The sequence below is a fragment of the Providencia sp. UF-183 genome, from assembly GCF_058246155.1.
This window is the reverse complement of record NZ_JBSICD010000042.1, coordinates 1-6,602: the sequence shown is the minus strand read 5'-3', so window position 1 is coordinate 6,602 and position 6,602 is coordinate 1. Positions and strand designations below refer to the sequence as shown.

The window sequence follows — 6,602 nt, the reverse complement described above, 5'->3', positions numbered from 1 at the left end:
TTTACTAAGCCCCACAAGATCCATTTCTCTGAGTGTGATCCCGCGGGGATCGTGTTCTACCCGCAATATTTCGTGATGTTCAATAATCTCCTTGAGCGTTGGGTCGATACGCTGATCCCCCAAGGGTTCGCGGGCTATATCCTCGAACAACGTTTTGGGTTACCCACCGTGCACTTAGAGGCTGAGTTTAAAGCCATTAGCCGCATGGGGGATGACGTCTTGTTAGAGCTGGTGGTTGAGCGGATTGGCCGAAAGTCACTCACGCTGTGCCAACGCTGTGTCAGTGTGGAGGGCGAACTGCGTATGCAAGTGACACAAACTTACGTCACCACGTCGCTCGTCACGCACCAAGCCATTCCAATTCCAGAGGCCTTACATCAGGCACTCACGGCTCAGCCAACGGTATAAGCAAAGGGGAATTTTCATGAATATTGTGTGTATTGGCGGGGGACCCGCTGGGCTGTACTTTGGGTTGCTAATGAAGCTGCAAAACCCACAAAACCGTGTGGTGGTGGTTGAGCGCAATCGCCCGTTTGATACCTTTGGTTGGGGCGTAGTGTTCTCGGATGCAACACTCAACAATTTGCGCCAAGCTGACCCGGTGTCTGCCCAGACTATTTCCGACGAGTTTAGCCATTGGGACGATATCGATATCCATTTTAACGGCGCCTGCAACCGCAGTGGCGGGCATGGATTTATCGGCATCGGGCGTAAAAAACTGCTCAATATCTTGCAAGACCGCTGCCTTGAGCTGGGTGTGGAGTTGGTGTTTGAAACCCAAGTCACCGACGACCAAGCCATTGCCCGCGAGTACAACGCGGACTTACTGATAGCTTCTGACGGCATTAACAGCGCGGTACGCACCCGCTATGAAACCGTTTTTAAACCGGACATTGACCCGCGCCGTTGCCGTTTTGTCTGGTTAGGTACCAAAAAGATTTTCGACGCCTTTACCTTCCTGTTTGCCGAAAATGAGCACGGTTGGTTCCAAGTTCACGCTTACCAGTTCCAAGAAGGTTTATCGACTTTTATCGTCGAAACCACCGAGGAAACGTGGCTTAAAGCAGGCATCGACCAGATGTCCCAAGAAGACGGCATTGCCTACTGTGAAAACCTGTTTGCCCCGTGGTTGGACGGGGAAAAACTGATTGCCAATGCGGCGCACTTACGCGGCGCGGCGATTTGGATACGTTTCCCGCGGGTGATTTGCGATAACTGGGTGCATTGGACCGAGCCTTCAGCAGGCAAAGAGGTGCCCGTGGTATTGATGGGGGACGCGGCACACACCGCCCACTTCTCCATTGGCTCGGGCACCAAGTTGGCCTTGGAAGATGCGATTGAACTGTGTGAAAGCTTAAACACCACAGGCGGCGATTTGCGCAAAGGGCTTGAACATTACCAAGCGGTGCGCAGTGTGGAAGTGCTGAAAATTCAAAATGCGGCACGTAACTCAACCGAGTGGTTTGAAAATGTCCGCCGCTATGAAAATTTAGCACCTGAGCAGTTTGCTTATTCATTACTCACGCGCTCTCAGCGCATTTCCCATGAAAATTTGCGGGTTCGTGATGGGGCGTGGCTGGATAATTACGAGCAGTGGTTTGCCGCGCAAGCGGGTGCGCCGAGCAAGGTACCACCGATGCTGACGCCGTTTAACGTGCGAGATATCACCTTGAGTAACCGTGTGGTGGCCTCGCCGACACTGTTATATAGCGCCACTGACGGCGTGGTGGGGGATTTTCACACGGTTCATTTGGGCAGCCGTGCTTTGGGTGGTGTGGGGCTGGTGATGACCGAAATGACCGCCATTGCCCCAGATGCGCGCGCAACATTAGGTTGCCCGGGCATTTGGAATGATGAACAGATGGCGGCGTGGCAGCGTGTGACGCAATTTGTCCACCAAAACAGTGCTGCCAAAATCGGCATTCAATTGGGGCACGCAGGGCGCCGTGGTTCAACCCAGCGGGGGTGGGAGCAGGAAAACCACCCGTTACCGAGTGGGAATTGGCCGCTTGTCTCGGCCTCTGCCTTGCCGTATCTACCGAACGTGTCGCAAACGCCAGCGGCTTTAACGGAAGCGCAAATGGCGGCCGTGATTGACCAATTTGTGGCGGCGGCAAAACGGGCTGACAGCGCAGGCTTTGATTGGTTAGAGCTGCAAGCGGGTCACGGCTATTTATTGTCGAGCTTCTTATCGCCGCTCACCAATGTGCGCACCGATGGCTTTGGGGGCAATCTTGAAAACCGCCTGCGTTTCCCTCTGGCGGTGATTCAGGCGGTACGCCAAGTGTGGTCAAAACCGTTGGCGGTGCGTATCTCCACCACCGATTGGGTGGAGGGGGGCACCACGGTGGATGAGGCGGTGTTGATAGCGCAAGCGATGAAGCAAGCAGGGGCAGACCTGATTGATTGTTCCTCTGGGGAAGTCTCTCCGGAACAAAAACCGGTGTACGGGCGCATGTTCCAAACGCCGATGGCTGACCGCGTGCGCAATGAAGCGGGTATCCCGGTTATCGCCGTGGGGGCAATTACCGATGCGGACCAAGTGAACAGCATTATTGCCGCGGGTCGTGCGGATTTATGCGCGTTATCGCGTCCATTACTCTCTGACCCTGCGTGGCTGTTGCATGAGTGTGCCCGCCATGGCTGGGACGTGACATGGCCAGCGCCGTACGAATACGGGCGTCAACAACTGTTACAGCAAGTTAAATCCAGCGGGCGCTAGTCGCCCTGTGAATGAGGAGAACGAGCCGATGAACCAGAAATCCCATGACCAATACCGCGAAAGTATTGCAGGGCGCGCGGATGTCGCCGACACCCCTGAGCTTGTGGCGTATTACCAAGAGCTCGCGGATTTGAAAACCGGGGCACTGTGGACGGTAGCCAACAAGATTGAGCCGTGGCAGCCGCAGTCGTCTTCGGTACCAGTGTTATGGCGCTACCGTGACTTGCGTGAGCACGTATTACGTTCGGTAGAGCTGGTCACCCCCGAAAAAGCGGGGCGCCGGGTGGTGTATCTCAATAACCCGGGTCGCCAAGACGTGGCGGCGGCCGTGGGTTGGTTGTACTCCGGCTTGCAAGTGATGCACCCGGGGGAAGCCGCCTCGGCTCATGCGCACTCGTCTTCAGCGCTGCGCTTTATTATGGAAGGGCGTGGGGCGTACACCATCGTGGAAGGGCAAAAAATGATGCTCGAAGCGAATGACTTTGTGTTAACCCCAAATGGCACATGGCATGAGCACGGCGTGGCGGAAGACGGCTTGCCGTGCATTTGGCAGGATGGGTTAGATATCCCGCTGGTCAATGCGTTGGAAGCGGGGTTCTACAAAGTCCACCCTGACTTACACCAAGCCCACACTCGCCCCATTGATTACCCTGTTGGGATGTGGGGCGGCACGGCGCTGCGCCCGCACGATATCGGTTGGGATAAACCCTATTCGCCGCTGTTTAAATACCAGTGGGGGCCAACGTATGAGGCACTGCGTCGCGCGGCGAAGGTGGCCGACGGTTCGGTGTTTGATGATGTGTTGATGCACTACACCAACCCCATCACTGGCGGGCACGTGATGCCGACCATCGGTGCGAGCATGCAATTGCTGCGTCCGGGGTTTGTGGGCAAAGCCCATCGTCACACGGGCAGCTTTATTTACCAAGTGGCAAAAGGCCACGGGTATTCAATTATCAACGGGCAACGTTTTGATTGGCAAGAACGTGACATTTTCTGTGTGCCATCGTGGATGTTCCATGAGCACGTGAACACATCGCAAACGGACGATGCGTGCCTGTTCTGCTTTAACGACTTACCGGTGATGCAGTCACTGGGGCTGTATTACGAAGAGGCTTTGGTGGACAACGACGGCCACCAAACCGTGACCGGCTAGAAGATGAAATCCGGGGGCAAGCAGCGTGCCAGACACCCTCGATAACCTTGCGCTACCGAATTGATTTTATGTGTTTATTTGACTTTTTATTGATATCGATTAACCGATTTTACGTGAAACAGGCTGACAGCGAGGCGCTGTGAGCTGAGGAGAAAACACCATGCGCTTAATAACTTACCGTTCTGATGTGACCGCCGCTACCCGTTTGGGCGCCATTGTTGACCACCAAGTGGTGGACTTGGCTCGCCTTGCCGAAGAGCAGGGGCAATACCTGCCAGACAATATGTTGGACTTTATCGATTTAGGACCACAAGGGGTGCGCGCGGGGACTGAGCTGCTCAATGGCTACGACGGGCAATTCCCGGCGGGAACCGCATGGCCGGTACAAAACGTGAAAATCTTGGCGCCTATTCCGCGCCCGCGTAAAAACATCTTTGGTATTGGGTTGAACTACGTTGAACACGTGGCGGAATCCAGCCGTACTTTGGACACGTCCAAAGAGCTGCCGAAAGAGCCCGTTATTTTCTCCAAGCCACCGACCACAGTGATTGGCCCCGGGGATGCGATTGAACATAATGCCCAAATTACTCAGCAGTTGGATTGGGAAGTGGAACTGGCGGTGATTATGGGCACGCGTGCCAAAGGGGTGGCGGCGAAAGACGCGTTAAATTACGTCTTTGGCTACAGTTTGATGATTGACATGAGCGCCCGTGACTGCCGCCGTGCGGGGCAATGGATTTACTCCAAAGGGCAAGACACCTACGCCCCGTTTGGCCCGTGCATTGTGACGGCGGATGAAATCCCTGACCCGCACACGTTGGATTTAAGCTTGAAGGTCAACGGGGTCACCAAGCAATCCTCCAATACCCGCCACATGCTGTTTAACGTCAATGTGTTGATTGAAGACATCAGCAAAGGTATCACCCTTGAGCCTGGGGATATCATTGCCACGGGGACACCAGAAGGGGTCGGTGCAGGGCGTTCACCGCAAGAGTGGGTGTGGCCGGGGGATGTGATTGAGGCATACGTGCAAGGCATTGGTGAGCTGCGCCACCCGGTGGTTGCGGTGTAAACAAGGAGCAAGGCCATGTTGAACTTAGCACAATTTAAAGCGGCGGCCGTGCAAGCGGCGCCCGTGTTTCTCGATACCAGCGCCACCGTCGATAAAGTGTGCCGCTTGATAGAAGAAGCGGCGGACAACGGCGCCAAATTGGTGGCGTTCCCGGAAGTGTTTGTGTCGGGCTACCCGTATTGGAGTTGGGTGATGAACCCGATTGACGGCAGCCCGTGGTTTGAAAAACTGTGCAAATCCGCCATTGAAGTGCCGGGGCCGGAAATTCAAAAAATCGCTCACGCCGCGGCACGCCACCGTATCAATGTGGTGATTGGGGTCAATGAGCGCAACCCGCACGGCATCGCCACCTTGTATAACACCTTGGTGGCCATTTCCGATGAGGGCATCATTCTCGGTCGTCACCGCAAATTGGTGCCAACGTGGGCAGAAAAGCTGACGTGGGCGAACGGGGATGCATCGTCATTGAAAGTGCACCAAACCAGCGTGGGGCCTCTGGGGGCGTTGGCGTGTGGGGAAAACACCAACACCTTGGCGCGCTTTGCGTTACTGGCGCAAGGGGAGCTCGTGCACATTGCCAGCTATATTGCGCTGCCTGTGGCACCCAAAGACTACGACATGGCGGAGGCCATCCGTCTAAGAGCATCCGCACATTGCTTTGAAGGTAAGGTCTTCACCATTGTTTCGTGTTCGACGGTGTCTGAGGAGATTATCGAGGCAATGTCCGAGAGCCACCCTGAGGCACGTGAGCTGTTAGCCCGTCCAAACAGTGCTTTTTCGGGCATTATCGGCCCAGATGGCCGCGTGGTTGGCGAACCGCTGATTGATAAAGAAGGGGTTGTGTACGGCGAGATTGATTTAAACCGCTGTATTCAACCACGGCAAATGCACGATATTACGGGGCACTATAACCGCTTTGATATCTTTGATTTACAGGTGAACCGCCGCCCACTGAGTGCTGCCCGCTTTTATGGCGAGGGGCAAAGTGTGGAGGAATTAAACCCGACTGATAACGATGCACCGTTTGGGGAGAAAAAAGGATGAGTCTGGCACGCACATTTCGGATTGGGCAGATTGTCCCGTCCTCGAACACCACCATGGAAACCGAAATTCCCGCGATTTTGCGAGCGCGGGAAGCCCAGTTTGCAGAACGTTTTACCTTTCATTCCAGTCGTATGCGAATGAAAAAGGTGACCAAAGACGAATTGGCGAAGATGGATTCCGACAGCGACCGCTGTGCCCTTGAGCTCTCGGATGCGGCGGTGGATGTGCTCGGTTACGCCTGCTTGGTTGCTATCATGAGTATGGGGAAAGGGTATCACCGCGTGTCTGAAAGCCGTTTACACCAATGCACGGTGGATAATGGTCATCCCGCGCCGATAGTGACCAGTGCGGGGGCATTAGTGGATGGGCTGCATGCCATTGGGGCCAAAAAAGTGTCTATTTTGACGCCGTACATGAAGCCACTGACGCAATTGGTGATTGAGTATATTGAAAGCGAAGGCATTGAAGTGGTGGACAGCATTTCGTTGGAAATCCCCGATAATTTAGCGGTTGGCAGACAAGACCCGCTGGCGCCAGTGGAAATCACCAAGCGGCTGAACACCAATGTGGATGCGATTGTGGCATCGGCCTGTGTACAAATGCCGTCA

6 protein-coding genes are annotated in these 6,602 nt (G+C 54.8%); all 6 read left to right on the top strand.

Annotation, left to right across the window (positions count from 1 at the left end; genetic code table 11):
* A partial coding sequence (locus AC4IFT_RS21985) for an acyl-CoA thioesterase (RefSeq protein ID WP_490752829.1) occupies positions 1-408 on the top strand: 408 nt, incomplete at its 5' end.
* A 16-nt stretch (positions 409-424) separates the two neighbouring features.
* Positions 425-2,722: a bifunctional salicylyl-CoA 5-hydroxylase/oxidoreductase gene (locus AC4IFT_RS21980; RefSeq protein ID WP_490752827.1), complete on the top strand. Its 2,298-nt coding sequence runs from the start codon at positions 425-427 to the stop codon at positions 2,720-2,722.
* Between the two features lie 28 nt (positions 2,723-2,750).
* On the top strand, positions 2,751-3,878 hold the full coding sequence (locus AC4IFT_RS21975) for a cupin domain-containing protein (protein WP_490752825.1): 1,128 nt from the start codon (positions 2,751-2,753) through the stop codon (positions 3,876-3,878).
* Between the two features lie 160 nt (positions 3,879-4,038).
* The gene (locus AC4IFT_RS21970; RefSeq protein ID WP_490752823.1) at positions 4,039-4,950 is read left to right on the top strand and encodes a fumarylacetoacetate hydrolase family protein; all 912 of its coding nucleotides are present in this window, start codon (positions 4,039-4,041) and stop codon (positions 4,948-4,950) included.
* A 15-nt stretch (positions 4,951-4,965) separates the two neighbouring features.
* The gene (locus AC4IFT_RS21965; RefSeq protein ID WP_490752821.1) at positions 4,966-5,994 is read left to right on the top strand and encodes a carbon-nitrogen hydrolase family protein; all 1,029 of its coding nucleotides are present in this window, start codon (positions 4,966-4,968) and stop codon (positions 5,992-5,994) included.
* Positions 5,991-6,602: maleate cis-trans isomerase family protein (locus AC4IFT_RS21960; RefSeq protein ID WP_490752819.1), on the top strand; the 612-nt coding region annotated here is incomplete at its 3' end. The genes AC4IFT_RS21965 and AC4IFT_RS21960, both read left to right, overlap by 4 nt.

Coding starts and splice junctions, on each gene's coding strand:
- AC4IFT_RS21980 (WP_490752827.1), top strand. CDS start 425: ATGAATATTGTGTGTATTGGCGGGGGACCCGCTGGGCTGTACTTTGGG.
- AC4IFT_RS21975 (WP_490752825.1), top strand. CDS start 2,751: ATGAACCAGAAATCCCATGACCAATACCGCGAAAGTATTGCAGGGCGC.
- AC4IFT_RS21970 (WP_490752823.1), top strand. CDS start 4,039: ATGCGCTTAATAACTTACCGTTCTGATGTGACCGCCGCTACCCGTTTG.
- AC4IFT_RS21965 (WP_490752821.1), top strand. CDS start 4,966: ATGTTGAACTTAGCACAATTTAAAGCGGCGGCCGTGCAAGCGGCGCCC.